Genomic DNA, 23,575 nt, shown 5'->3' with positions numbered 1-23,575 from the left:
TGGTACGCCCCTTTTCTTATTGTGCTGGCGCCGTTGCCGGCGGTGCGTCGTCGGTAACCCGCAGAATCCCCCACAGCCCCGATGTATTGCCGTAGGCGGCATAGTCACGGAACAGGTAGTCGCCCGGTACGGCATTGGCGCCCCCGGCGCTGGGCAACATGAAGCTGAAGTGCGCGGCGGGCAGCACGCTCTCCTGGGCACCGATGTACATCGACATCGGGTTGTAGCCAAAGCGTACCGAGCCGATACCAGGCTGCTTCATCGGGTAGCCGTCGAGGTCATTTTTCTCGGCCTGGTAGGCATGCAGCGGCCAAAGGTGCCCATCGAGCTGGTAGGTGATGCCACGGCTGCCGCCACTGGGCATCACCACATGGCTGCGCACGGGTTGGCCGGGTTTGGCGTACAGCACCGGGGTTTGCGGGTCGCTACCCACCAGGGCATTGCTGTAGGCCATGTGCGCGTTGGGTACATCGCCGAAGCCAAAGCCATCGGCACGGCCGAACGGAGCGTCCGGTGCCAGGCCGAAGCGCAACCACAGCGGCTCGGTCTTGTAGTTGATGGCCATGTTGCCGTTGTCTTTCGGGTCACCCGGCACACCGTTACCTTCGGTGGCGATGCCCTCCACCGGGCGGCCGTCGGCCCAACGCATGTTCAGCGCCCGCTGCCAGACGGTGACGAAGTCACGGTAGTCTGGCTGGCCACTGACCTTGACCGTGGCTTGCACGCGGCTGGCCGCGTCCTCGGTGAAGGTAGCGGTCTGCGGCAGGATGCTCATGGCACCGACCAGGCCTTTCTGCGGTTGCTTGATGACATCCGCCGGGGTCAGGTTGAGGGCGCCGAACTCGATTGCCGTGTTGCGGATGTTGTCCACCGTGCGGCCCAGTTGCAGCACCGCCTTGCCTTCGCGCTCCAGGTGCCCGGCATAGTACTGGTACACCCTGGTCGGGTAGGCACCGCTGTTACCGCTGCGCGGCGGTACGGTCTGCACCGGGTTGAGGCCGACGTTGACGCCATCGGACTTGGTGATGTCATAGGCCAGCAGTTGGGCGTGCAGGCCGACGTGGCTGGAGGGCCGCATCAGGTTGTTGTTGAAGGCGGTGGAGCCTTCGCTGTCGTTGCGGTCGCGCTTGACCACGTTCTGCATCACCGCCGTGCTGGGCAGGTCCGGCATCACCAGCGGCAGGCGGTTCTCCAGGGTGATGCTGATGCAGTCCCCGGCATTGGCGCGCAACACCAGAGGCTCGACCGGCACCCCAGCCTTGAGCTTGCCGGTACTGGTATCCAGGTCGGCCTTGCGCACGTACAGCACGGCGGTCGGGTCGTGCAGGGGCGCGCTGTGCCCGCCCACGGTGAAGGTGGTGCCATCCTCCTCGTCGGTCACCGTCACCTGCGGGATGCTGGTAGTACGGCTGTTGAATACCAGGGTGCCGCCATTGGCCTTCAGCGGGCCGCCGACGTGCTGGCCGATACCGGCCGGGTCGCTGATGCTCACACCATGGCGGTTTTCCAGGATGTCGTTGGCCAGCGCGGCGACCACTTCGTAGTTGCGCTTGACCGTTGGCCGGGTGCCGACGCCGTTGGGGTTGGCCGTGGTTTTCGGGCAGATGCCATCGAAATTGGTGGTGTTGCGCATGGCCACCGGCTGCGGGTTGTTCGGCAGCGCGAACAAGTCGGGCCGTTGCGCGGTGTAGTTGCGCATGACGCCCCAGATGCCGTTCCAGTAGCCTTCCAGCGCCGCGTCCAGCGAATACAGGTAGTCACCATTGGTGGCTGCCGAGCTGGAGATCATCGATACCGGCGCCAGGAAGCCCAGTTGCTCGGAAATGCCGATCATCTGCGAGGCCTTCCACCCCGAGTTGGAACTGCTGCCGTAGCCGGTGCCGTTCTGAAGCCATTTGACGCCGTGCATCGTGACGTTGTGCTCCTCCTCATAGCCGCCAGCGTGCATACGCAACCGTACGTTGTCGCCAGAGTAGGTGCGCAGCATCGGGGTGAACGGGTCGCCTGGTTCGCTGCCTGCTGTATTGATGTGCGGTGGGAACAAGGTGGTGCCACCGGTGGGGCCCACCGCCGAGTTGATCGCCGAGGGGGCCAGGTTCATGGCCGGGATGGCTCGGTCGGTGCGGCTCTGCAGGGCATAGCCCAGGTCGCCTCCCAGGCCATCGGCCTGCATGCCGCGTTTGCCATCCGGCGCCACCTTGTTCGGGTCGAAGACGCGCAGGGCCAATGGCTCGTTGCGGTAGTTGACGACGAACATGCCCGGGTCATCCACCGAGATCGCCTGTGGGCATGGCCGGGTCGGGCAACCAGGGTTGAGGCCCCCGCGCGATTCGACGACCGACTCCAGCAGGTTCGAGGCCTTCTGCCGAACGGGCGGGTTGATGGCGTAGCGGAAGCTGTCGCCCGAGGCTGGGTAGGCCTGGGCGTTAGGCACGCCATCGGGGCCGGCGCCCACATACACGCCTGCTTCATAGGCATGCTGAAAGTCGCTGTACTCGAGGAAGAACTCGCGGTAGCTGTCGTTCTTGCCATCGCCGTCATTGTCGCCGGTATTGATCACCGCCTGCCACGAGGTCGGGCCACCGTCCTGGCGCAGTGCCGGGTTGTACAGCTGCTCGCCGGTTTCGGCGTGGTGCCAGGTAGAGCCGGCAGGCTCGGCCAGCACAGTGGCGTACAGGCCCAACTGCTGGTGGGTCGATGGGCCGAAGTGGTCATGGGTGAAGATGGTGCCCAGCCCCCGGTCGACGTTGTGCACGTTGACCAGCGGGTCGGCGAACCAGCGCTGCATGGCCGTGCGCGCGCCCACCCAGTCGGCCCGGCCAAAGCGGCCGAAGTACGGGTGCGGCTTGGCCGTCGGGCAGGCTGCAGTGCCGTCGCGGCTGTCGCCCTCGGAACAGCCATTGAACGCACGGATGGCATGCACGCGCTCCACCACGCTGCCGGGCGAGAGGACACCGTCTTCGTAGTTCCAGCCATTGGCCGAACCGTCGGCTGAGGTCAGGTCCCACTTGGGCAGGTGGATGTGCTGGCCGATCACATCGGTCGGTGTACGCACCTGGTAGTCGTCCATTTCATAGAACGCCGGGATCAGGTTGGTCTGCTGGTACATGGTGCAGTCGAAGGTGTTCATGCGCATCACCAGCGGCTCTGGCGGGCGCTGCTTGGTGATCACCGGCCAGGCGTCTTCCCACAGCGCAAGGATGCGCGTCTGCGGGAAGTGATAGCCGACCTTGTTGAACACCGCGTCGAACTGGATATTGGCCGCCTTGTAGATGCGAGGACGGTCGGCAGTGAACGTGGAGGCACCCCGGAAGCTGATGCTGCTCAGGCTTTCACCGCTGTTGTATTCGCCCGTGGACGAGGCTTGGGTCAGACGTTTGCCGCGGTCATCCATGCACGGCTCGAAGAACGGGGCGCCGGCGGTTGGCAGAGCACCGTTGGTGCGAAACGCCTTGGCCACCGGCTGGCTGCCAGGGATCAGGGCAAAGCTTGGGTGCTCGGCCTTGGCGTGGAACTGCATGGCGGCCTGCTCGACCTCGGTGCCCTCCTCGGGCAGGTAGATCGGTTTGGCCTTTTCTACCACCTTGGAGAAATCGAGCTTGGTGGTGGTGGTCACGGCTTCGCCCCCAGCGGAGACGCCATCGAGCGCATGTCGGCCCAGGCCGCCGTCCCATCCGTCGACCTGGTTGCCGTCGAGGTTGGCCCACAGCGCTGCGCCGCTGTCCTTGAGCTGGCGAGCCATGGCCGGGTCGAGCATGTCCAGCGGCGGGGTCGGCGGACGCTGGCCGACGCTGCTTTCCATACCGCCGATCCAGAAGGGGTAGCCTGGGTTTTTCAGGGTGCCATCAGCGTTGCGGTTGGTTTCACTGCGGTCGACCAGTGCCAGCGAGCCTATAGCCTTGGCCGCGCCCGGCGCACTGCCGTGATCGTCATCGCCATGCTCTGGGTCTTCGTGATCGTCGTCACCTTCGGCGACCAGCTCTTGCGCCAGCTTCGGCACGACCACCACCTTGCCCGGCATCGGCGCCATGGCTTTGCCTGGCAGCGGCACGATCGCCGGTATCGGCGTACCCGCGATGATTTCGCCGTCAGGCAGCGCACGTGCGCCGGCCGCCGGCTTGCCGCTGCGCAAGGCGAACGGCGTGTCATGGAAGCCATCCTGGCCCTGCACGCTGACTTCCAGGCGGGTCCCCTCCTCGAACACATCGTGCACCCGCCACATGGCCCACATGCCTTGGGCGAAGTGCGGATAGAAGTGGCAATGGTAGATGGCATCGCCCGCCACACGGTTACGGTTGCCCGAGCCGCCATTGGCTATCTCATAGGTGTACCCCACACCTGGACCTATGCCCTGGGCATCGATGTAGTCGGAGTTGTCGTCATTGGGGTTGAACAGCCACTGGTGGCCGTGCAGGTGGAAAATGTGTTGCTCATGGCCGTTGTGGGTGTTGCGGAACTTGGTGAAGTCGCCAATGTAGCTGTGGTGCACGTTGGACGGCTCGGACGGGTACAGCGCCATGCTGGCCTTGACGCCAGTGGCGCTGGCCGGTGGGGTATCGCCTGGGCGAATGTGTTCAAGGCCGACGTTGGCTGGCACGTCCACCAGGGTGCCGATATCACCCACGGTGTGCGCGCTGAGGAAGAACTCCTCGAAGGCGCAGGACAGGCAATCGTGCATCGGCCCGACACCCAAGCGGTTGGCAACGACTTCGGCACCCATGCCGCCCGAGCCGTAGTTGATCATGAAGGCGTCGCGCGCAGGCTCCAGCACGTGGCCCATGACAGGGTCAGCCCAGTAGGCGGGGAAGGCCTGAGTGGAGGCCACTTCATCGGCAAACTGCGAGGCGAAGTCGCGAAACGCTTCCAGCCGGTTGGGCAAGGCCGGGTTGCGCTTGTTGATGCTTTCCAGAGGGTAGGTGGAACGTGGGAAGCTACCGTCCGGGTTGGGCCCCATGACGATGGCATCGGTTTCACTGCTGAGGATTTCGTTGCCGTCGACCATCGCGATGATCGGCTTGCCCGCCTTGCCTTCGGCGATCCACGGCTCAACCTGAGGGTAGCGGGCCTCATAATCGACCACGGGCTGGCCGGTGGCGGCCCGGCCGGTACTGGCCAGGCGCATCTCCTCTTCGCTCAGGGTGTTGCGGTAGGTGCGCCCACCTTTGGGTACCACGACCACTTGGCCAAACAGGCCATTGGCTACGTTGCCAGCGTTACCCTGGCCGCCGAAGGTAGCGCCCTGGCTGGTGGCGGCGAAGGCACCTTCGCGTTCGGCATAAAGGGTGTAACTGCGGGTGGCGCCTGGGGCGATCAGGAAGTTGCCGTTGCGGCCGGTGTTGGCGGCAATGTCGCCGATGCTGTTGACCGCCTGCAGGCCATTGACCTGAAAGCCGACGTGGCGGTCAGTGACCTGCTCGTCGACAACGAAGTTCTCGCCGCCCTCATTTTCCACCTCTGCGGCTTCTTCGCCTTCTTCGCCTTCTTCTTCCTCTACACCTTCGACCTCGTTGTCATCATGGTCGATACCGTGTTTATTGGGATTGGCCTGGTAAGCCAACAGGTTGGTCAGGTTGACCGTCAGGCAATCACCCGCGGCCACCCGCAGCACTATGGGGCGCGGGCGTTTGTCCGGGCGCAGGGTTACTTTGCCCGGCACTGCGGCGCCCCCCTTGCTCAGCGGTACCTGGTGTTCGTCCACCACATCCTGGCGCAGGGCGAACATCATGCCGTTGGCGTTTTGCGCACCAAGGCGGTTGAACATCAGCGGCTGGTCCAGGGCAATCACGTTGGCCACCAAGGTGCGCTGGCATTGCACAGCCGCTTCGCTGGTCGCTGTAACGCTCAGCAGGGCCAATACAAGTGATGTGAGGACGGGGCCTTTATTGGGGGTCGACATGCTGCACCTCCGGGACACAGAAACTGTGCAAGAGGGTCAGCAAGGTGTATGCCAGAACAATTTTTTCTTCTAGATCAATGCCTTGGCCTGGAAATTGAACCGGATTGGGGAGGATTCCCCGCTGCGATCCCCACATCAGGGGATGGCATTGGTTGTCATTGCAGGGAGCGGCACACCTGGCAATGGATTATTCACGGATGGTTTTGGGGCCCGGGGTGACTGCTTTGTCTACAACTTTCGAAAAAAATTGAACGTCCACGCACACGCGCTTTCAAGATGATGATTGAGACCAACTCCCTGGAGCCCCGCAACGATGAAGATGCCCGGCCGCGCCCCGAACGCCAATGTGCAACTCGATTATGTGCGCGACACGCTGTTTGGCCCGGTCGCCCTGAGCGTGGAATGCCAGTGCCAGCTCGCCGCGCTTAATTTACAGGGCCGCCCTGCCCTGCGCTTGCACATCTGCCCGCCGCTTCCGGACAAAGTCGAGCGCGCGCACAGTGTGGCTTTCGTGTGGGATGGCCGCAGTTATCACGGCGTCGTTCGTGACAAGGGCAAATGCGGCGATGGCGGTCTTAATCTGCTGGTTGAATTGCAATGAAGCGGCGGTCAACCAACTTGAACTGGCACGGGACTGACCTATATGTGCCACGGCCAGCATCGGCTGACCTTGGCACACCGTGTGGTCAGGCAGTGGCCCTTAGTGACGCTGGCTGACGGTCGCGCAGCGCATGCAGCTGATCGACCAGTTTCACCACGTCACGGCAACTGTTCAGGTCCTGCAACGAGACCCCACTGAGCGTCACGCCCTGTTCCATGTTCTGCCCATGAGCCAAACGAATGGTCAGGCTGGTGCCGTCCAGGCAACTGACTTCACAGTGATCAGGCAGGCAGGCCTGTTCAATCATTTGCCTCATTTCCAGCATCGAAACGCCTATCAATGACATTGTCGCGACCCTCTCTTGAGTGGATGGCCTGTTTATTGGAATACGCCTTTGGCAGGCGCGGTGCCAATTGATAATGAGCATGCCAGGGCGGCCGTCCATGCGCCGCGGCAATAGTGATGCGGAGAATCATCTAGCACCTTAGTAAAAGAACGGGCGCGCCCTGCTACCGTTCGATCCAATCATGGCACTTCACGACAGGCGGTCAGCGGTGCAAGGCCGGTCAGTGTGGCTCGGCTGCCATCTGGCCGAAGCGCCCGGCATGGAAATCATCGAAGGACTCGGCAATTTCCGCTTGGCTGTTCATCACGAATGGCCCATAGCCCACGATCGGCTCGTCGATCGGCTCGCCGCTGAGCAGCAGCACACTTGCGCCTTCCAGCGCCTCTATGGCCACGCCTTCCCCCGCTCGCTCCAGCAATACCAGGCTGGCCGGCCCGGCGTCACGCTCACCATTGACCCGCACAGTGCCACGCAACACCACAAGTGCAGCATTGCGGCCAGCAGCGACAGGCAGCTGCAGCGCAGCACCTGCACCCAGGCGCATATCCCAGACATCCATCGCGGTGAAGGTGCGCGCCGGGCCTGGGTGCCCTTGGTAGCTGCCGGCGATGACCCGCAGGCTGCCTGCCTGGCCCTGCAGCGGCACCTCAGGAATGTCCGCTGCCAGCAGCGTCTGGTAACCGGCAGCGGCGCGTTTGTCCTGGGCACGCAGGTTGACCCACAGCTGCACCATTTCCAGTGTGCCGCCACTGCGAGCGAACGCCGGGGAATGGAATTCCTCGTGGAGGATGCCGTTGGCGGCCGTCATCCATTGCACATCGCCAGGGCCAATCAGGCCGCCGGCGCCGGTCGAATCACGGTGCTCCAGTTCGCCTTGATAAACGATGGTCACCGTTTCGAAACCACGGTGAGGGTGCTGGCCTACGCCACGCCGGGCACTGGTGGGGGTGAAGGCATGCGGGCCGGCATAATCCAGCAGCAGGAACGGGCTGATCTGGCTGGCCAGGTGGTCGTAGGTGAACAGGCTGCGCACCGGGAAGCCATCCCCCACCCAGTGGGTGTGGGGGCTGCGGTGAAGACCCAGGATCTTTTTCATAAGAAGTCTCCTCTCTAAGGCTAAGTTAACCTTACCAATGAGACCAATCGGCCGGTAGCCCGCGCAAATGGCATGCATCGTCCCAGCGATGGAACAGTGATTCAGCCCTGCAGGTATTCCAGTACCTGCTGCGTTGCCATGCCGGGATCTTCCTGCATGAAACAATGGCCTCCGGCGACCTGGCAGGCTTCGACACTGGGGTTGATCGACGCCAGCCGCTGCACCGAACGTGGTACGAAGGGATAGGTCTGCTCGCCATACAGCACCCGGGTGGGCGTTTGAATGGCGGCAAGATGCGCCCACAGGCGCGTGGGGAACGAACTGAAAATTTCCACTTCTCGGCTCGGCCGGCACTTGAGCACCACGCCTTCACCGCACTCACCGATGGCATGTTCGATGTAGGCCTGCAGCGCGGCATCGCTCCAGCCCTTGAAGATGCCCCGCCCCTGCAGCGAAGCCAGTGCCGCTTCGCGGTCGGGCCAATGGCTGCGGCGGTTGGCGGCCTTGCGTGCCAGAGCGTGCCGGCGGTGCAGCCCCATCAGCGCGGCAGCCCCCATGACCCCGATCATGCGCCGGCTGAACAATACCGGGTCGAGCAATACGGCGCGCTCGAACAACCCAGGCCTGCTGGCCAGGATGAGCCCCGTGAGCACGCCGCCAAAACTGTGCCCCAGTGCGTAGCGAGGTACCTCGCCGTACTCGCCACGGCCTGCTTCGAAGGCCTCAACCGCCAACTCAGCCGTGCGGTTCCAACCGCGGAACACACCGCCATGGTCACTGTCGCCATGCCCCTGCACATCACTGAGCCACAGGTCGAAGTGCTCGCCCAGACGCGCCATCATCGGCTGGTAGGCCAGGCAGCAAAAGCCATTGCCATGCAAAAAGTGCAGCAGCGGCCTGCCGCTGGCCGGCGAGCGCCAGCCGCGCAAGGTGAAACCTTCGGAGCATTGGTGAGACCAGGGGATCAACTGCATGGGTGTGCCGTACTCGACGCGTTACGAAAACGCCGATTCTACAAACAGCAGCGGGTAAAGCGATATCACCAGCAGCAAGGCCATCAGGACATTGAACAGCATCAGCCAGCGCGGGTTTTGCAGCAGGTTACGCAGCGCACTGCCAAACATCACCCACACGCCGACGCTGGGCAGGTTGACCAAGGCGAACACAGCCGCGATGACGATCACGTTCATCACATAGCCTTGGGCCGGTGTGTAGGTGGTGATCGCCCCTACCGCCATGACCCACGCTTTGGGGTTGACCCACTGGAACGCTGCAGCCCCCCAGAAGCCAAGTGGCTTGCGGGCATTGGGCGAATCGGTGCTCAGCGGGCCGGAAGTGGCGATCTTCCACGCCAGGTAGAGCAAATAGGCAGCGCCCACGTAACGCAGCACGGTGTACAACGCAGGCCAGGCCTTGAACACCTCGCCCAGGCCCAGGCCAACGGCCAGCACCAGGACCATGAAGCCGATGCTGATGCCCAGGGCATGAGGGATGGAGCGCCGCACGCCAAAGTTCACCCCTGATGCCAACAGCATGGTGTTGTTGGGGCCCGGGGTGATGGAGGAAACGAAGGCAAACAGCACAAAGGCCATCAGCAGGTCGAAAGAGGCAAGCATGGCAGGCGTTCCAGAATCGTTATGAGTGCTGTCACACTACGGCAGTCGACATCCGCGCGACCGGTACAGTTACATTAAATTACGCAGATACACATGACTGTATCGATGAAACACCCTGCATTTCAAGGAAGCCCAGCATGAGCCTTACCATTCGCCCCGCAGTACGCACTGACGCCGCGCAAATTCTTGCATTCATCACCGAACTGGCCGACTACGAGCGGGCACGCCACGAAGTCATCGCCACCCTTGCCGACATCGAGCACAGCCTGTTCGATGAAGGCAACACGGTGCACAGCCTGATCTGCGAGCGCGATGGCCAGGCAGTGGGCTTCGCCGTGTATTTCTATAGCTATTCGACCTGGCTGGGGCGCAACGGTATTTACCTGGAAGACCTGTACATCACGCCAGAACAGCGCGGCGGTGGCGCAGGCCGCGATTTGCTGCGGCACATTGCCCGCGAAGCCGTGGAGAACCGCTGCGGGCGGTTGGAGTGGAGTGTGCTGGACTGGAATGAGCCGGCGATCGGGTTCTACAAATCGCTGGGTGCCGAGCCGCAGGATGAGTGGGTGCGCTACCGGTTGGATGGGGACAAGCTGCTGCAGTTTGCCCGGGGTTGACCGGTAGCCTGGATGCCCTTGCCGGTTGGTCGGTCGCTGGCAGTGCCGGCCTCATCGCCGGCAAGCCGGCTCCCACAATATGGACAGCGCCTGGACTTAGGATTGTTGTCCAAACCTGGCAATAACTGTCTTGCTCAACTTGCAAAAGCTGGCGCGATCCCTGTGGGAGCCGGCTTGCCGGCGATGGGGCCAGTATTGCCTACATCAGTTTCACGCCCGTCACGCGTCGCTGCGCACCCGCTGCATCACCATCCCCACCAGCACCACATTGATCAACGCCAACAGGCACAAGGTCACCAGCACCCCCATCGCGCCGAAGTGCTCGAACAGGTAACCCCCCACCACGGGCGTCAACGCCTGCCCGATCAGCGAAGGCCGCGACATACGCCCCATCAATAGCACGTATTGCGCGGGCGGCATCATCGCCAAGGGTAACAGCCCGCGCACGATCGCCCGCAAGCCATTACCGCAACCGAACACCAGCAGGCCCACGGCCGTGGCCGCCGGGACCAGCGTCACCAGCAGCAGGCCGACCAGCACCAGGCTGACCCAGGCCAGCGCCGTCCAGATCGGATGGCGTTGGCCGGCCAGAATCTGCAACACCCTGGACGCCACCTGGCTGGGGCCGAGCATCGCCGCCAGGCCGATGGCCACAGGCAACGAATGCCCAAGGCCCTGGAGCACGGCCACCAGTTGCACCGCAATGGCGGTCATGATGATCGCGCCAATGGCGAACATACCGGTCAACAGCAGGTAAAGCTGGCGATCGACCCCAATCGCGGTGCCTTGGCCCTGCGCCCTGCGTACCTCCACCCGCCCTCCGGCCGGCAACACTCGCCAATACAGCGGCGCCACCAGCAACAGCAGCACCAGCGCATAGCAACCGCACGTGGTGCGCCAGCCCAGGTGTTCTATGGCCAGGGCCACGGTGGGCCAGGACAGGGTCGAGGCGAAACCGGCGATCAGCGTGATCCCTGTGATGGCTTTGCCCGCACCCTCGCCATACAAACCGCCAAGGGTGGCGAACAGTGCCTCGTACAGCCCCATTGCCATACCCACCCCGATCACCACCCAAGCCAGCAAGAACAGCGCCAGGCTCTGGCTGGTGGCCATGATCAGCAAGCCCACCGCGACCACCGCGCCGCTGGCGGCCATCTGTGGACGGCCACCGAAGCGTGCGATCAGGCGGCTGGACAGCGGGGCGCACAGCGCCGAGACCATCAAGCTCAGCGATAGCGCACCGTACACCCACTGGCTGGGCCATCCCGTATCGTGGCTGATCGGCTCGGCCATCACCGCCATGAGGAAGAACGAACCGCCCCACACCAGGATTTGCAGGATGCCCAGGCAGACGATGCCGAGGGGCCCGGGGAGTTGGGGGGAGCTGTTCACGATCGGGCCTTGGGTCACATGCGGGGAAAGATCAGAACGGGCACCCTACCATGCTCGCCATCGATGAAATATCCCGACATATCATTGCGCGTGATATTAACCTTCGCTGCGTTCGATTCGTGCGTCACGCGCAAGGCACTCACACTCCGCCCACTACTAATACTTTGGCGGAGTTCTCCATGGACCACTCACTCAAACCCCTGCGCTTTCCCCTCGCTGCCCTGGCAGTGGTGGTGCTCAGCGCTTGTGGCCGCACCCCAGATGCCGTGCAGGCTCCCGCCGCGCCCAAGGTCACCGTCGCCAAGGTGATCGAGCAGCCGATCAACGAATGGGATGAATTCACCGGCCGCCTCGAAGCACCGGAAACCGTCGAAGTCCGCCCGCGCGTGTCCGGCCAGATCGACCTGGTGGCCTTCACCGAAGGCGCCAAGGTCAAGAAAGGCGACCTGCTGTTCCAGATCGACCCCCGCCCGTTCCAGGCTGAAGTGCGCCGCCTCGAAGCCCAGTTGCAGCAAGCCAAGGCCACCGCCGTGCGCAGTGCCAACGAAGCCCGTCGCGGCGAGCGCCTGCGTGACAGCAACGCCATCTCGGCCGAGCTTGCCGAATCGCGCAGCAGCGCAGCCGCTGAGGCCCGCGCCGGTGTCGATGCGATCCAGGCTCAGCTCGACCTGGCACGCCTGAACCTGAGTTTCACCCGCGTCACCGCGCCAATCAGTGGCCGTGTCAGCCGCGCCCAGTACACCGCCGGCAACATCGTCACCGCCGATGTCACGCCACTGACCAGCGTGGTCTCCACCGACAAGGTCTATGCCTACTTCGATGCCGACGAGCGCGTGTACCTCAAGTACACCCAGCTGGCGCGTGACGGTCAGCGCGGCCAGGCCACGCCGGTCTACCTCGGCCTGACCAACGAAACCGGCAACCCGCACCTGGGCCAGATGAACTTCGTCGACAACCAGGTCAACCCGCGCACCGGTACCATCCGTGGCCGTGCCGTGTTCGACAACCGCGACGGCCAGTTCACCCCTGGCCTGTATGCCCGCCTGAAGCTGGTGGGCAGCGCCCAGTACGACGCTGTGCTGATCAACGATGAGGCGGTGGGCACCGACCTTGGCAAGAAGTTCGTGCTGGTCATGGACAAGGACAACAAGGCCAACTACCGCGCCGTTGAATTGGGGCCCAAGCTCGAAGGCCTGCGTATCGTGCGCAGCGGCCTGGACAAGGACGACCGCATCGTGGTCAGAGGCCTGCAGCGGGTGCGCCCCGGCTCGCCAGTCACCCCCGAAGAAACACCGATGGCCAGCGAACAGACCCTCGCTGCCCTCGCCCAGCAGCGCCAGGCGCTGGAGGCCAGCAACCCGGCGCCAAAGGTGGCCGGCACCAATGCAAAAGTCGCCGGCGCCCAAGCGCCGCGCGGTTAAGGGACAACACCGATGAACTTCTCGAAATTCTTCATTACCCGGCCAATCTTCGCCGCGGTGCTGTCGCTGGTACTGCTGATCGCGGGCTCTATCTCCCTGTTCCAGCTGCCGATCAGTGAATACCCGGAAGTGGTGCCGCCTACCGTGGTGGTGCGCGCCAACTTCCCGGGCGCCAACCCCAAAGTGATCGGCGAAACCGTCGCCGCACCGCTGGAGCAGGCCATCACCGGTGTCGAGAACATGTTGTACATGTCCTCGCAATCCACCGCCGACGGCAAGCTCACCCTGACCATCACCTTCGCCCTGGGCACCGACCTGGACAACGCGCAGGTACAGGTGCAGAACCGTGTCACGCGCACCCAGCCCAAGCTGCCGGAAGAAGTGACCCGCATCGGTATCACCGTCGACAAAGCCTCGCCCGACCTGACCATGGTGGTGCACCTGACCTCGCCGGACAACCGCTACGACATGCTGTACCTGTCCAACTACGCCATCCTCAACATCAAGGACGAACTGGCACGCCTGGGCGGCGTGGGTGATGTGCAACTGTTCGGCATGGGCGACTACTCGCTGCGGGTGTGGCTCGACCCGAACAAGACCGCTTCGCGCAACCTGACCGCCGGCGACGTGGTCGCGGCCATCCGCGAGCAGAACCGCCAGGTGGCGGCAGGCCAGCTGGGCGCCCCGCCCGCCCCCGGCTCCACCAGCTTCCAGTTGTCGATCAACACCCAGGGCCGGCTGGTCAACGAGGAAGAGTTCGAGAACATCATCATCCGCGCCGGTGCCGATGGCGAAATCACCCGCTTGAAGGACATCGCCCGGGTCGAGCTCGGCTCCAGCCAATACGCCCTGCGCTCGTTGCTGAACAACCAGCCCGCAGTGGCCCTTCCGATCTTCCAGCGCCCTGGCTCCAACGCCATCGAGATCTCCGACGAAGTGCGGGCGAAGATGGCCGAGCTGAAGAAAGACTTCCCCGAAGGCATGGACTACAGCATCGTCTATGACCCGACCATCTTCGTGCGCGGCTCCATCGAAGCGGTGGTGCACACCCTGTTCGAAGCGCTGGTGCTGGTGGTGCTGGTGGTGATCCTGTTCCTGCAGACCTGGCGCGCCTCGATCATCCCGCTGCTGGCTGTGCCAGTGTCGCTGATCGGTACCTTCGCGGTGATGCACCTGTTCGGCTTTTCGCTCAACGCCTTGTCGCTGTTCGGCCTGGTATTGGCCATCGGTATCGTGGTGGACGACGCCATCGTCGTGGTGGAGAACGTCGAACGCAACATCGGGCTGGGCCTCAAACCGCTGGAGGCCACGCAAAAGGCGATGGGTGAAGTGACCGGGCCGATCATCGCCACCGCCCTGGTACTGTGTGCAGTGTTCGTGCCCGCCGCATTCATCTCCGGCCTTACCGGGCAGTTCTACAAACAGTTCGCCCTGACCATTGCCATCTCGACCGTGATTTCGGCGTTCAACTCGCTGACCCTGTCACCGGCCCTGGCCGCAGTGCTGCTCAAAGAGCACCACGCACCCAAGGACCGTTTTTCGCGGTTGCTGGAAAAACTGCTGGGCAGCTGGCTGTTCTCCCCGTTCAACCGCTTCTTCGACCGCGCCAGCCACAGTTACGTCGGTGGCGTGCGCCGGGTCATCCGCTCCAGCGGCATCGCCCTGTTCGTCTATGCCGGCCTGATGGGCCTGACTTACCTCGGCTTCTCGTCCACCCCGACCGGCTTCGTACCGGCCCAGGACAAGCAGTACCTGGTAGCGTTCGCCCAATTGCCTGATGCCGCCAGCCTCGACCGCACCGAGGCGGTGATCAAGCGCATGAGCGAAATCGCCTTGAAGCAACCTGGCGTGGCCGACTCGGTAGCCTTCCCGGGCCTGTCGATCAACGGCTTCACCAACAGCCCCAACAGCGGCATCGTGTTCACCCCGCTCAAGCCGTTCGATGAGCGCAAGGACCCGAGCCAGTCGGCCGCTGCCATCGCTGCAGCGCTGAACGCCCAGTTCGCCGACATCCAGGATGCCTACATCGCGATCTTCCCCCCACCGCCGGTACAAGGCCTGGGCACCATCGGCGGCTTCCGCCTGCAGATCGAAGACCGCGGCAACCTGGGCTACGAAGCGCTGTACAAGGAAACCCAGAACATCATCGCCAAGAGCCACAATGTGCCGGAGCTGGCAGGCCTGTTCACCAGTTACCAGGTCAACGTGCCCCAGGTCGATGCAGCCATCGACCGGGAAAAGGCCAAGACCCACGGCGTGGCGATCACCGACATCTTCGACACCCTGCAGGTTTACCTGGGCTCGCTGTACACCAACGACTTCAACCGCTTTGGCCGCACCTACCAGGTCAACGTCCAGGCTGAGCAGCAGTTCCGCCTTGATGCCGAGCAGATCGGCCAGCTGAAGGTACGCAACAACCTGGGCGAAATGATCCCGCTGGCGACCTTCCTGAAGGTCAGCGACACCTCCGGGCCAGATCGGGTGATGCACTACAACGGCTTCATCACCGCGGAAATCAACGGTGCGGCAGCCCCGGGCTACAGTTCCGGCCAGGCTGAAGCCGCGATCGAAAAATTGCTCAACGAGGAACTGCCCAACGGCATGACCTTCGAGTGGACCGACCTGACCTATCAGCAGATCCTTTCCGGCAACACCGCACTGTTGGTGTTCCCATTGTGCGTACTGCTGGCGTTCCTGGTGCTGGCGGCCCAGTACGAAAGCTGGAGCCTGCCACTGGCGGTGATCCTGATCGTGCCGATGACCCTGCTGTCAGCGATCACCGGGGTGATCGTGTCCGGTGGCGACAACAACATCTTCACCCAGATCGGCCTGATCGTACTGGTGGGCCTGGCCTGCAAGAACGCCATCCTGATCGTCGAGTTCGCCAAGGACGAGCAAGCCAAGGGGCTCGACCCACTGGCTGCGGTGCTGGAAGCCTGCCGCCTGCGCCTGCGGCCGATCCTGATGACCTCGATCGCCTTCATCATGGGCGTGGTACCGCTGGTGTTCTCCTCCGGGGCCGGTTCGGAGATGCGCCATGCGATGGGTGTCGCGGTGTTCTCGGGGATGATCGGCGTGACGGTGTTCGGCCTGTTCCTGACCCCGGTGTTCTTCTTCCTGATTCGCCGTTTCGTCGAACGTCGCCAGGCGCGCAAGGCCGAACGCGTTCAATCGCTGGAGAACCACGCATGAAGCTGCTCAAACCCCTGACCCCGAGCCTGCTGGCCCTGGCCCTTGCGGCCTGCGCGGTAGGCCCGGACTACAAAGCGCCAGCCACTGAGCCTGCGCGTATGGCCAGCGACGTGCCGGCCAAGGCCTTCGACCGTAGCCGCTTCGAGAGCGTGTGGTGGAAGCAGTTCGATGACCCGGTACTGAACCAGTTGGTGCAGGCTTCGCTGGACGGCAACCGCGACCTGCGCGTGGCCTTTGCCCGGCTCAAGTCGGCACGGGCGATCCGCGATGATGCCGCGAACGACCAGTTGCCAGTGGTCACCAGCCGCGCCAGCAGTGAGATCGGCAAGGGCCAGGTGCCCGGCCAGACCGATCAGCGGGTCAACAGCGAGCGTTACGACCTGGGCCTGGACATGGCCTGGGAGCTCGACCTGTTCGGCCGTATTCAACGCCAGATCGAGGCCAGCGACGCGCAGGCCGCGGCCGCCGAGGCCGACCTGCAACAGTTGCAGGTCAGCCTGATCGCCGAACTGGTCGACGCCTATGGCCAGCTGCGCGGTGCACAACTGCGCGAGAAGATCGCCGTGGCCAACCTCAAGACCCAGCAGGAGTCGCGCAGCATCACCGTGACCCTGCGTGACGCCGGGGTCGGCAACGAGCTTGACGTGGTACGCGCCGACGCCCGCCTGGCCGGCGTCGAAGCCACCGTGCCACAACTGCAGGCCGAGCAGGCACGCGCGCGTCATCGCATTGCCACCCTGCTCGGCCAACGCCCGGACGCCCTGAGCGTGGACCTCTCGCCCAAGGCCTTGCCGGCCATCGCCAAGGCCCTGCCGGTGGGCGATCCGGGTGAGCTGCTGCGCCGCCGCCCGGATATCCGCAGTGCCGAGCGCCAACTGGCCGCTGCCACTGCCAATGTGGGCGTGGCCACTGCCGACCTGTTCCCGCGGGTGAGCCTGAGCGGCTTTTTGGGCTTTACCGCGGCGCGCGGTTCGCAGATCGGTTCGTCGGCCGCCAACGCTTGGGGGCTGGGGCCAAGCATCACGTGGGCGGCGTTCGATCTGGGCAGCGTACGGGCCCGCCTGCGCGGTGCCAAGGCCGATGCCGAAGGCGCCTTGGCCAACTATGAACAACAGGTACTGCTGGCCTTGGAAGAGTCGGCCAACGCCTTCAGCGACTATGACAAGACCCAACAGCGGCTGCTGTCGCTGATGCGCCAGAGCGAGGCCAGCCGCAAGGCGGCTGACCTGGCCTCGGTGCGCTACCGCGAAGGCACGGTGGATTATCTGGTGCTGCTCGATGCCGAGCGTGAGCGGCTGAGCGCTGAAGACGCACAGGCGCAGGGCGAGGTTGACCTGTATCGCGGCATTGTCTCGATCTACAAGGCGCTGGGTGGCGGCTGGCAACCGGAAACGGTGGCCAGCGCCCGCTGACTCCCCTCTCTTCAACGACTCCTTTGGTTGGTTCCTCCCCCAACCGTTTGCCCCGCTGGCCTTGGCTTGCGGGGCTTTTTTTGCCAGGGTTGCAGGCCGCTGTCGGCGCGGCCAGGCGCATGGCCCGATTGCTGTGGCGCCCTTGCAGCCCAGGCCAATCTGCCCCAAGCTTCCACTTCTTCCGCCATGGCCCCTTCCGATGTCCACACGCCGCCGCTACCTGATCGCTGTGTTTCTGCTGATTCTGGTATCAGTCGGCATCGCTTACCTGCGCCGGGATACCCCGCCAGCACAACCGACATTACCGCCGCACAGCTACGCCAAAGCCCTGCGCCAGGCGCATGATGGCCTACCGGGCGCCGCCCGCGTGCTCTACCAGCAACTGCAACGCACCGACCTGGCGCCGATCCGTCGCGCCGCCCTGTATGCCGAGCTGCCCAATTACCCCTCGCCACAAGCGCTGAAACTGGCCCGCATGGACCTGGAAAACGATGAGCCCTTGGTCCGTCGTGCAGCGATCGCCAGCATCCGCCGCCTGCTGCCTGCCGCACAACGCAGCCTGGTGCTTGGCCCACTGCTCGATGATGCCGAGCAAAGCGTTCGCTTTGCCGCCGTCGATGCCTTGCTTGGCCTGGACCCCGACGCCATAGGCCTGTACTTCGGCCCACTGCAGGCGGCGCTGGAGCAGTATCAGCAAACGTTGGAGCAGCAGCCCCAGGATGCTGCGGCCCAGGTCCACCTGGCACGCCTGTACCTGCACGAGAATGACTACAACGGGGCCGCGTCCGCCCTGCAACGCAGCCTGGCGTCCAACCCCGACAACCTCGAGGCCCTGGCGACCCAGGTCCGCTTGCTCGAACGTCAAGGCCAGCATGACCAGTCCCGGCAGGTACTGGCCCAGGCACTGGCGCTGCGTCCGGATTCGGCCTTCCTGCAACACGAACTGGGCCGCTGGCTGATCCGCCATGGCCAGCGCGAGTTCGCCCTGCTCGCGTTGTCCCGCGCAGTCGAACTGGAGCCGGACAATGCCGACTATCGCTATAACCTGGCAGTGACCCTGCACGACCTGGAACAGTCCGATGCAGCGCAAAAGCAGCTCGAGACGCTGCTCAACCGGCAACCGGCCAATCGCCGGGCGCGGGTGTTGCTGATTCAATACTGGAAAGAAACAGGGCAGTTGCAGAACGTTCAGGTGCTGCTTGCCGAACTGGAGCGGCAAAACCCGGACGATCCATTTCTGCAACAAGGGCTCTAGATGCGTTGAACCCCAAGCGATTGCCTGTGGTCCAGTGGGTATCGGACCACTCACGGCTTGGCCAGACATGGCAGCCCCCAAGGAGAATCGCATTGGCCAGGTCGCTGTCGCTGGACGAACGTGCCTTGATTCTGGCACCCAGGCAACTTGCCACGCACGCCTCGACGTTTCTGACGAGCGCTGGCATCGAGTGCCTGTGTTCGCGTGACATGACCCACCTGCAAGATGGGCTGGGCAGTGGCGCGGGCTTGGTGGTCATCGACGAACACATGCTCAACGGCAGCCAAAGCGGCCTGTTGCAGGCTTTCATCGACCATCAACCGCCTTGGTCGGACCTGCCCATCGTAATGCTCACGCAAAGCCCGCAGAACTCAACCAGCCCCTGCACGCCCGCCGACCATCCACTGGGCAACCTGACCCTGCTGGCCGTTCCGTTCGAAAATGAACAGCTACTGGCGCTGATCAAGGTGGCGCTGCGTCACCGTCGCCGCCAGTATCTGGCGCGCGACCAGTTACTGGACCTGGAGCAACGCCTGGAAGCGCAAAGCGAGGCACTGCAGAGCGCCGAGCAAGCGCGGCACCAGACCCGCAAGATGGACGCCATCGGGCAATTGGCCGGCGGTGTGGCACACGATTTCAATAACTTGCTGACCAGCATCGGGGGCAGTTTCGAACTGATCGACAGGCGGGTGAAACAGGGCAGCACCAAGGGGCTTGAAAGCCTGCTGCACAGGGGACAGGAGGCCGTTTCACGCGCAGCACGCCTCACCCATCGTCTGTTGGCGTTTTCCTCCCGCCAGTCGCTGCATAGCCGTCGCATCGACCTTCGGGCACTGCTGCAGCCGCAGCGGCTGGAGGCCGTGCTGCAACCGGGCGTGAAACTGCAACTGACAGTACCGGAAGACACCTGGCCGGTGGCCGGCGACGACACACAATTGCAAGAAGCGCTGGACAACTTGCTGCACAACGCCTGCGAGGCGATGCCCAACGGCGGCACGGTATTTGTCGAAGCCAGCAATCGAAAGGTCACCGCGCAACCGTTCGCCGATGGCAGCCTGGCGGCGGGCGACTATACCTGCCTGAGCGTCACCGACGAAGGCCAAGGCATGTCGCAGAGCACACTCGAACATGCCTTCGAGCCGTTCTTCAGCACCAAGCCGGTGGGCCAAGGTATCGGCCTGGGCCTGTCGATGGTCTACGGCTTCAGCAAGCAATCCCATGGGCATGTGGTACTGCATAGCCAGATTGGCCAGGGCTGCCGTGTGGACCTTTATCTGCCGCGCCACCTGGAGCAGGAACAAGCGCAGGCACCCGCAGCGCCTCCTCCTCCACGGCGTAACGGCCGCACGGTACTGGTGGTCGAGGATGACCCGGATGTGCGACAGCTTTTGTGCCAGACCCTTCAGGAGCAGGGCTTCCCGTGCCGCAGTGCCGGCAATGCCAGTGAGGCCCTGCAAATACTGCGCTCTTCCGAGGCGATCGACCTGCTGGTCAGTGACGTCGGCCTGCCAGGCATGAACGGCCGGCAATTGGCAGAAATCGCCCGTACCTTGCACCCGCATCTGCCCATATTGTTCATCACTGGCTACACCGAAACGGCAATGGCACGGGAGGGTTTTCTCGGCGCAGGCATGCAACTGATGTGCAAACCCTTCGAACTGGCACAATTGCATGCCCGAGTGAAACAGATTTTCGGTGAGGCCTGAGGGCCTCAGTCGTCCAGCAACAACAGCGCCTGGTTGGCCAAGGTCGACAATTCGAAGGGCTTGATCAACAGCGCCGTGCCTGGCACGTCCAGTATGTGCGGCTCCAGCGGCTGATCCACATAGCCGGTAATGAACAGTATCTTCTGGTCAGGGGTAATGGCGCGCATGGCTCTGGCCATCTGGCGACCACTGAAGCCTTCAGGCAGCCCGATATCGGTGATGACCAGTTCGTACGGGCCCTTATGACGAAAACACTCCAGCGCGGAATTGGCGTCTGTCACATCACTGACGGTAAAACCCCGCTCGCGCAGATACTCGGCCATGACTGCACGCAGGCTGTGCTCGTCGTCGACCAACAACACCCGCTGCCCGCTTGCCCGTGACGCCTGCGGTACTGGCACAGCAGGGGCTTGCGGTATCGCTTCCAGGCTTCGCGGGAACAGCATGCAGACCTTCGTACCTTGGTCGTGTGACGATTCGATCCACACATAACCGCCTGATTGCCCGACGAAGCCATGCACCATCGCCAGCCCCATCCCAGAGCCACGCCCAATCGGTTTGCTGGTAAAGAACGGCTCAAAGGCCCTGGCCACATCTTCGGCCGGCATGCCGTGGCCATCGTCGATCACCTGCAGCCCCAGGTAGTCCCCCGGCGGGAGGCCTCCTTCTTCAGGAAACGCCGAGGTCAACCGTGTGTTGATCGTGCGAATCGCAACATTGCCCCGGCACAGGCAGGCTTCACGAGCATTGGCGCACAGATTGATCAGGGTGGTTTCCAGTTGGCCGGCATCCAGGCACACGGTCCATGGCTCGACATCCATTTGCCACGACAGAGACACCTCAGCCCCAAGTACATGGCGCAACATCGGCTCCAGGGTGGTCAGGTGGGCATTCACGTTCAAAGGTGCCGGGGCAAGGGGCTGATGGCGGGAGAACGCCAGCAGGCGGTGGGTAAGGCTCATGGCGCGCTGCACCGAATCGCGCGCCATCTCCACGTAGCCTTCGATAGCCTCCGTCCGGCCTTGGCTCAGACGCCGTTGCAGCAACTCCAGGCTGCCGCCGATACCTGACAACAGGTTGTTCATCTCGTGAGCCATGCCGCCAGCCACTTGACCGACAGCCTCCAGCCTTTGGGTGTTGCGCAACAGTATCTGGGACTGGCGCATGGCCTCTTCACGGTCGGCTGTAATGTCCCGCCCCACGGCAGTCAGCACCGAACCGTCGAAGCTGCCACTCCAGTGGAACCAGCGGTAATGCCCGTCGACATGGCGCACACGTGTTTCAAGCTCTGCAGGCCCTGTGCCGTTGACGAAATCGATTGCAGCTGCCTCGACTTCTTCCCTGTCGGCCGGGTGAACCAGGTCCAGGATCGACATGCCCTGTATCTGAAGCTCGCTCCAGCCCAGGGCGCGATGCCAGGCCGGGTTTGCCCCGATCATCATGAGGTCCAGGCTCACCGTGATCATGACATCACGTGAAAGACGCCAGATGTAATCGCGGTCAGCAATGTATCGCGCTATCTGCCGCTCGAATGACTGCGCCTGTTCGCGCCACCTGTCATGCACTGCAGCGCTGGCAGAGCTCGGGATCACCGTATGCAGCATGCCGACAACTTCATATTGCTCGTCACGAATCGGCGCATAGCTGAACACGAACCACCCCTCGGCTCCCGACTTTGCGCAGGTGATCTGATGAGGCTGATCCTCGACAAAACTGGTAGTACCTCCCAGCGCCTTGAACACCCATGGGCCGATATCGCCCCAGACGCCCTTCCACAACGCATCGAAACGCATGCCCAGCGCCTGGTCCCGGTCACCGATCAGCGCTACGTAGGCGTCGTTATGAACAACGTTCATATTCGGCCCCCAGACCACGGCACTGGGAAATGACCATGTCAGCATCATGTCGATCGCAATGCGCAAGGTGGCATCCCAGTGCGGCAAAGGCCCCAGGTCCGTATCCCGCCAGTCGAACTCCACGATTTTCTCTCGCATGCCAGCCGTCGACTGTGGGGCAGACGATGCCACGCCACGGGCAGAGATATCGCAAGGTGTACTGTTATCGGCCAAAACGTGGGTTCCACCGTTGCTCAAGGTTCAAGGACGTGCTCCTGCATCATCGACTCCATGGTCAAGCGCTGCAATAGGCCGTATGCGGGTTGCAGGGATTTTGACAGCGATGCACCGCCAGTGTTTCCAACGCCAGCTATGCTTTATTGGCTTCCCGCGCCATGTGCTGGCTTCCCCGTTCGATTACAGGCAGGAGTGCCGTGATGAGCAAGAAAATTCTGGTGGTACTGACCAATACCGCCAAATATCCGACCCTGAATCGCGCAACCGGTTTATGGCTGGGTGAAGCTGTGCATTTTGTAGACGCGGTCGAGCAAGCAGGTCATCCAGTGGACTACGTTAGCCCTGGCGGCGGATACGTGCCAATCGATCCGCACAGCTTGCAGATGGCCCCCGAGCTGGATTGGCGCTACTACACCGACAAGGCATTCATGAACCGCCTGGGCACCACGCTAAGCCCCGGCCAGGTCATGGCAGAGGAATACTGTGCCATGTATTACACCGGCGGCCATGGTGTGATGTGGGACTTCCCTGACGACCCGCAATTGCAGGCGCTGGCGCGCAGGATCTACGAGAACGACGGCGTGGTGGCCGCCGTGTGCCATGGCGTCGCAGGGCTGCTGAACATCAAGCTCAGTGACAACAAGTTGCTGCTCAAGGACCGACAGGTCACCGGATTCTCCAATACCGAAGAAAAGCTTGCCGAGCTTGAGGAGGTGGTGCCTTTCCTCACCGAAAACGAACTGGTCGCACGAGGGGGCAGTTACAGCAAACATGATGATCCCTGGAAGCCCTTCGTGGTCTGTGATGGCCGCCTGATCACAGGGCAAAACCCCGCCTCGACGCATTCACTGGCAGAGAAAGTGCTCCAGGCGCTCAAGCCGTAATCATTCTTACGCGCCAACCGCGCGAATCCTCACTCAAACACGGTTGGGGATTACAGTGGCGACTACGCA

16 protein-coding genes are annotated in these 23,575 nt (G+C 63.2%); 8 read left to right on the top strand and 8 right to left on the bottom strand.

Annotation, left to right across the window (positions count from 1 at the left end; translation table 11 throughout):
- Positions 1-16 precede the first annotated feature (16 nt).
- Positions 17-5,896 (bottom strand): manganese-oxidizing multicopper oxidase MnxG, encoded by a 5,880-nt coding sequence (gene mnxG, locus OSW16_RS12250; RefSeq protein WP_267823457.1) that lies wholly within the window; start codon positions 5,894-5,896, stop codon positions 17-19.
- Positions 5,897-6,209: 313 nt separating this feature from the next.
- Here mnxG and OSW16_RS12245 point away from each other — a divergent pair, with 313 nt between their 5' ends.
- A complete protein-coding gene (locus OSW16_RS12245; protein ID WP_012314315.1) occupies positions 6,210-6,497 on the top strand; it encodes a hypothetical protein in 288 nt (95 codons plus the stop codon).
- Positions 6,498-6,582: 85 nt separating this feature from the next.
- Here the strand turns inward: OSW16_RS12245 and OSW16_RS12240 are convergent, their stop codons facing one another.
- From OSW16_RS12240 to OSW16_RS12220, 5 genes are all read right to left on the bottom strand, one after another.
- Complete coding sequence (locus OSW16_RS12240) at positions 6,583-6,843, bottom strand: DUF1652 domain-containing protein (protein ID WP_241805745.1); 261 nt, start codon at positions 6,841-6,843, stop codon at positions 6,583-6,585.
- Positions 6,797-6,973 (bottom strand): hypothetical protein, encoded by a 177-nt coding sequence (locus OSW16_RS12235; protein WP_241805930.1) that lies wholly within the window; start codon positions 6,971-6,973, stop codon positions 6,797-6,799. The genes OSW16_RS12240 and OSW16_RS12235 overlap by 47 nt, the downstream gene beginning before the upstream one ends.
- 90 nt (positions 6,974-7,063) lie before the next feature.
- Positions 7,064-7,939 carry a pirin family protein gene (locus OSW16_RS12230; protein ID WP_267823453.1) on the bottom strand — a complete coding sequence of 292 codons (876 nt, stop codon included), beginning with the start codon at positions 7,937-7,939 and terminating at the stop codon, positions 7,064-7,066.
- A gap of 101 nt (positions 7,940-8,040) precedes the next feature.
- Positions 8,041-8,913 carry an alpha/beta fold hydrolase gene (locus tag OSW16_RS12225; protein ID WP_267823451.1) on the bottom strand — a complete coding sequence of 291 codons (873 nt, stop codon included), beginning with the start codon at positions 8,911-8,913 and terminating at the stop codon, positions 8,041-8,043.
- Positions 8,914-8,934: 21 nt separating this feature from the next.
- Positions 8,935-9,555, bottom strand: a complete 621-nt coding sequence (locus tag OSW16_RS12220) for a LysE family translocator (protein WP_267823449.1) — start codon at positions 9,553-9,555, stop codon at positions 8,935-8,937.
- A 137-nt stretch (positions 9,556-9,692) separates the two neighbouring features.
- Between OSW16_RS12220 and OSW16_RS12215 the strand changes: the two genes are divergently transcribed.
- Positions 9,693-10,172, top strand: coding sequence for a GNAT family N-acetyltransferase (locus tag OSW16_RS12215; protein ID WP_267823447.1), 480 nt, complete (start codon positions 9,693-9,695; stop codon positions 10,170-10,172).
- A gap of 219 nt (positions 10,173-10,391) precedes the next feature.
- Here the strand turns inward: OSW16_RS12215 and OSW16_RS12210 are convergent, their stop codons facing one another.
- The gene (locus OSW16_RS12210; RefSeq protein WP_267823947.1) at positions 10,392-11,513 is read right to left on the bottom strand and encodes an MFS transporter; all 1,122 of its coding nucleotides are present in this window, start codon (positions 11,511-11,513) and stop codon (positions 10,392-10,394) included.
- A gap of 230 nt (positions 11,514-11,743) precedes the next feature.
- Here OSW16_RS12210 and mexE point away from each other — a divergent pair, with 230 nt between their 5' ends.
- From mexE to OSW16_RS12185, 5 genes are all read left to right on the top strand, one after another.
- Positions 11,744-12,985: a multidrug efflux RND transporter periplasmic adaptor subunit MexE gene (gene mexE, locus OSW16_RS12205; protein ID WP_267823445.1), complete on the top strand. Its 1,242-nt coding sequence runs from the start codon at positions 11,744-11,746 to the stop codon at positions 12,983-12,985.
- 12 nt (positions 12,986-12,997) lie between these two features.
- Positions 12,998-16,177, top strand: a complete 3,180-nt coding sequence (locus OSW16_RS12200) for an efflux RND transporter permease subunit (RefSeq protein ID WP_241805751.1) — start codon at positions 12,998-13,000, stop codon at positions 16,175-16,177.
- Positions 16,174-17,589 (top strand): efflux transporter outer membrane subunit, encoded by a 1,416-nt coding sequence (locus OSW16_RS12195; protein WP_267823442.1) that lies wholly within the window; start codon positions 16,174-16,176, stop codon positions 17,587-17,589. The genes OSW16_RS12200 and OSW16_RS12195 overlap by 4 nt, the downstream gene beginning before the upstream one ends.
- 199 nt (positions 17,590-17,788) lie before the next feature.
- Positions 17,789-18,844 (top strand): tetratricopeptide repeat protein, encoded by a 1,056-nt coding sequence (locus OSW16_RS12190; protein WP_267823440.1) that lies wholly within the window; start codon positions 17,789-17,791, stop codon positions 18,842-18,844.
- Between the two features lie 92 nt (positions 18,845-18,936).
- Positions 18,937-20,550, top strand: coding sequence for a response regulator (locus tag OSW16_RS12185; RefSeq protein WP_267823438.1), 1,614 nt, complete (start codon positions 18,937-18,939; stop codon positions 20,548-20,550).
- A 5-nt stretch (positions 20,551-20,555) separates the two neighbouring features.
- Here the strand turns inward: OSW16_RS12185 and OSW16_RS12180 are convergent, their stop codons facing one another.
- A complete protein-coding gene (locus OSW16_RS12180) occupies positions 20,556-22,544 on the bottom strand; it encodes a hybrid sensor histidine kinase/response regulator (RefSeq protein WP_267823436.1) in 1,989 nt (662 codons plus the stop codon).
- 278 nt (positions 22,545-22,822) lie between these two features.
- On the opposite strand from OSW16_RS12180, the gene OSW16_RS12175 reads away from it, so the two are divergent.
- Entirely contained in the window at positions 22,823-23,506 is a 684-nt protein-coding gene (locus OSW16_RS12175) for a type 1 glutamine amidotransferase domain-containing protein (RefSeq protein WP_267823434.1), read from the top strand.
- Positions 23,507-23,575 lie beyond the last annotated feature (69 nt).

Source organism: Pseudomonas putida (assembly GCF_026625125.1).
In the GTDB taxonomy this organism is placed as follows: Bacteria; Pseudomonadota; Gammaproteobacteria; order Pseudomonadales; family Pseudomonadaceae; genus Aquipseudomonas; species Aquipseudomonas putida_X.
This window is presented reverse-complemented; position numbering and strand designations above follow the sequence as displayed.